Source organism: Micromonospora globispora, assembly GCF_003857015.1.
GTDB classification, from domain to species: domain Bacteria; phylum Actinomycetota; class Actinomycetes; order Mycobacteriales; family Micromonosporaceae; genus Micromonospora; species Micromonospora globispora.
Genome location: NZ_QGGF01000762.1, coordinates 1 through 3,142 on the forward strand (window position 1 = coordinate 1; position 3,142 = coordinate 3,142).

Genomic DNA, 3,142 nt, shown 5'->3' on the forward strand with positions numbered 1-3,142 from the left:
ACACCTCCCCGGTGCCGGCCAGTCCCGACGTGACCCCCGCCGCCCGGGGTGGGCGGCGCGAGGATCAGTTGGCCCGCGGAGGCCCGCCCTACCCCCAGGTGGGGAGTCGCTCGCCCACACGGCGAGGATCCACCACAACCACCGGACACCCGGTGAACGTTGGTGGACACCGCACTAGCCTCAGGGTGTGGATGGACTGCGGGTGACCGACCGGCTGGTGGTCCCGAGCGCCGAGCTGCGGGAACGCTTCTCCCGTTCCTCCGGCCCCGGTGGGCAGGGCGTCAACACCGCCGACTCGCGGGTCGAGCTCAGCTTCGACCTGGCCGCCTCGCCCAGCGTCCCCGAGACGCTGCGCGCCCGGGCGTTGGAGCGGCTCGCCAACCGACTGGTCGACGGCGTGCTGACCATCGCCGCCAGCGAGCACCGGGCACAGCTGGCCAACCGGGAGGCGGCCCGGGAACGGATGACCGCCCTGCTGCGGGAGGCGGTCGCCCCACCACCGAAGGCCCGCCGCCCGACCCGGCCCTCGAGGGGCGCCAAGGAACGCCGGCTGGCCGAGAAGAAGCGGCAGTCCCAGCGCAAGCGCGAGCGCCGCGTCGACGGGGACTGACCGGATAATCGCGCGCGGGCGGCCGGCGTCCGGCCTATCGTCGACGGTCGTGACCATCGACACTCCGCACGGAACCCCCGTCCTCGTCTGCTCCGCCGAGGGCGCGCCCGTGCGCGACGGGGCGGGTGCCCTCGACCTGATCGGCGAGGCGCTGGGCGCCGGTGCGGAACTGGTGGTGCTGCCGGTCGAGCGGCTGACCGACGAGTTCTTCACACTGAGCACCGGAGTCGCCGGGGAGATCGCGCAGAAGTTCGTCAACTACCGGTTGCGGCTGGCGGTGATCGGTGACATCTCCCGTCACCTGGCGGCCAGCGGCGCCCTGCGGGACTTCGTCCGGGAGTGCAACCGGGGCCGCCAGCTCTGGTTCCTGGCCGATCAGATCGAACTCGACGAGCGGCTCCGGAAAACGGTTTGAGGGCGGCCACGGCGCCGCCCACAATCGCCGGATGTCCGTCGATCAGCAGACCGTCGACTTCTCCGTCAAGCCCACCCTCACCGGCGAACGGGTGGTGCTCAGGCCCTTCGTCGACGAGGACGTGGCCGCGTTCGAGGTGACGCTGGCCGATCCGGAGGTCGTCCGGTTGACCGGCAGCCCGCCGGACAACCGCTTCGACGTCGAGCGGCTGCGCGCCTGGTACGGCAGCCGCAACGCGCAGACCGACCGGCTGGACCTGGCCGTGGTGGACCGGGCGAGCGGGGCCTGCGTCGGCGAGGTGGTCCTCTACGAGTGGGACCGGCACAACCGCAGCTGCACCTTCCGCACCCTGATCGGCCCCGCCGGCCGGGACCGGGGGCTCGGCACCGAGGCGGTCCGGCTGGTCGTCGGATACGGCTTCGAACGGCTCGGCCTGCACCGGATCTCGCTGGAGGTGTTCGCGTTCAACCCGCGCGCCCGCCGGGTCTACGAGAAGGTGGGCTTCGTCGCCGAGGGGGTGCTGCGGCAGGTGCTGCGCGACGGCGACGAGTGGGTGGACGCCACCGTCATGTCCATTCTGGCCGCCGAGTGGGCGGCGCACCGCGGCCGCCCGTGAGCGGTCACCCGTCGATGGCGGCGAGCAGTCGGGCCCGCAGCGGGGCGGCCCGCTCGGCGAAGCTGCGCTGCGCGGCGGCGTACTCGGCCCGGCCCTCGGGGGTCTCCACCTGCACCGGCGGGTACCCGAGGTCGGCCAGGTCGTACGGGCTGGCTCGCATGTCCAGCGCGCGGATCTCCCGGGCCAGTGCGAAGCAGTCCGCGACCAGCTCCGAGGGGACCAGCGGGCAAAGCTTGTACGCCCACTTGTAAATGTCCATGTTGGCGTGCAGGCAGCCCGGCTGTTCCAGGGCGTGCTGCGCTTCCCGGCTCGGGGTGAGCACGTTCAGCGGGCGGGCCGGTGCGGTGAAGAACCGGTACGCGTCGAAGTGGCTGCACCGTACGCCCCGCTCCTCGACCACGGCGGCGGTGTCGGCCGGGCTCAGCCGCAGCGGCCAGGCGTTGTGGCGTACCTCTTCCTGGGTCTGCCGGTAGACCATCGCCCACTCGTGCATCCCGAAGCAGCCGAACTGCGCCGGCCGGCCGGCGGTCGCCTTGAGCAGGCGGCGGATCCAGTCGATCGGCTCGGCCCGCCGGGCGCGTACCGCATCGGTGTCGACGGTGAGCCCGGCGGTGGTGGCGCGGTAGTCCCGGCCGAACTCGGCCGGGTCCGCGTCGCGCAGCACCACCCCGGCGCCGGGGTGCCAGCGGCGCAGCTGGGCCGGGCGGTGCGAGTAGTAGGTGAAGAGGAAGTCCTCCACCGGGTGCTTCACCCCGCTGCGGCGGCGGGCCAGGTGCGGCGTCAGCCAGGCGTCCACCCGCTCCTCGTGCGCCCGCCGCCGGGCCTGCCAGTCGGCCACGTCGAGGGCGGGGGCGAGGGCGGCGGTCACGGCACCCAGGGTACGACCGCCGCCCGACCGCCGGTCAGGACGGCACGTCCACCCGCACCCCGGCGGAGAAGACCCCGCTGCGCAGTTCCAACTGCTTCGGTGGCTGCGTCCCGTTCATGGTGAAGACCAGCGGCAGCACCACCCGGCTGCCCGCGGCGACCGGTTGGGCGAAGATGTCCCGCCCGAGATTGGCCAGCCGGGTGGCCGACTCGTCGGCACTGACCCAGTTGCCGTCGGCCAGGTACGCCCGCTGCAGCTGCCCGTGCCAGGTCTGTTCCTCCGGCGTGAGGTTCCGCACCCCGACGGTGGCCTGGCACTGCCGCCCGTTCGCCGTCCCGGTGGGCTGGGCGCCGGCCCCGCAGGCGACCCGGTAGACGGTGAACTCGAAGGCGGCCTCGCGCAGCGGTACGCCGACCGCGCCGGTGACGCTCTTGCCCGTCCAGGCGCCACTGGTGGGCTGCTTGTGGGTGTCGATCGCGGCGGCCCGTTGGGTGGCCGACCACGCGGCCGCGCCCACCACGCCGGCCAGCACCACGGCCGCGACGCCGACGACCAGCCAGACCGGGGGAGTGCGTCGGCGTCCCGCCGCCGGCATCGCCGGGCGCGGGTGCAGTGCACCGTGTCCCGCCGGAT

The 3,142-nt window shown here is 73.8% G+C and carries 4 protein-coding genes and 1 pseudogene; 3 read left to right on the plus strand and 2 right to left on the minus strand.

The window, feature by feature from the left end; translation table 11 throughout:
* Positions 1 to 202 precede the first annotated feature (202 nt).
* The 3 genes from arfB to DKL51_RS33490 are packed head-to-tail and all read left to right on the plus strand — an operon-like array spanning position 203 to position 1,641.
* Positions 203 to 610, plus strand: a complete 408-nt coding sequence (gene arfB, locus DKL51_RS33480) for an alternative ribosome rescue aminoacyl-tRNA hydrolase ArfB (protein ID WP_423790645.1) — start codon at positions 203 to 205, stop codon at positions 608 to 610.
* Positions 611 to 659: 49 nt separating this feature from the next.
* A complete protein-coding gene (locus tag DKL51_RS33485) occupies positions 660 to 1,025 on the plus strand; it encodes a DUF4180 domain-containing protein (protein WP_109966713.1) in 366 nt (121 codons plus the stop codon).
* Positions 1,026 to 1,056: 31 nt separating this feature from the next.
* Positions 1,057 to 1,641 (plus strand): GNAT family N-acetyltransferase, encoded by a 585-nt coding sequence (locus DKL51_RS33490; RefSeq protein WP_109943544.1) that lies wholly within the window; start codon positions 1,057 to 1,059, stop codon positions 1,639 to 1,641.
* A gap of 4 nt (positions 1,642 to 1,645) precedes the next feature.
* On the opposite strand, the gene DKL51_RS33495 is transcribed toward DKL51_RS33490, so the two are convergent.
* Both DKL51_RS33495 and DKL51_RS33500 read right to left on the minus strand, forming a co-directional pair.
* The gene (locus DKL51_RS33495; protein WP_109943545.1) at positions 1,646 to 2,509 is read right to left on the minus strand and encodes a 3-methyladenine DNA glycosylase; all 864 of its coding nucleotides are present in this window, start codon (positions 2,507 to 2,509) and stop codon (positions 1,646 to 1,648) included.
* A gap of 34 nt (positions 2,510 to 2,543) precedes the next feature.
* Positions 2,544 to 3,142 (minus strand): annotated as a pseudogene (locus tag DKL51_RS33500) (hypothetical protein); the annotation flags it as partial.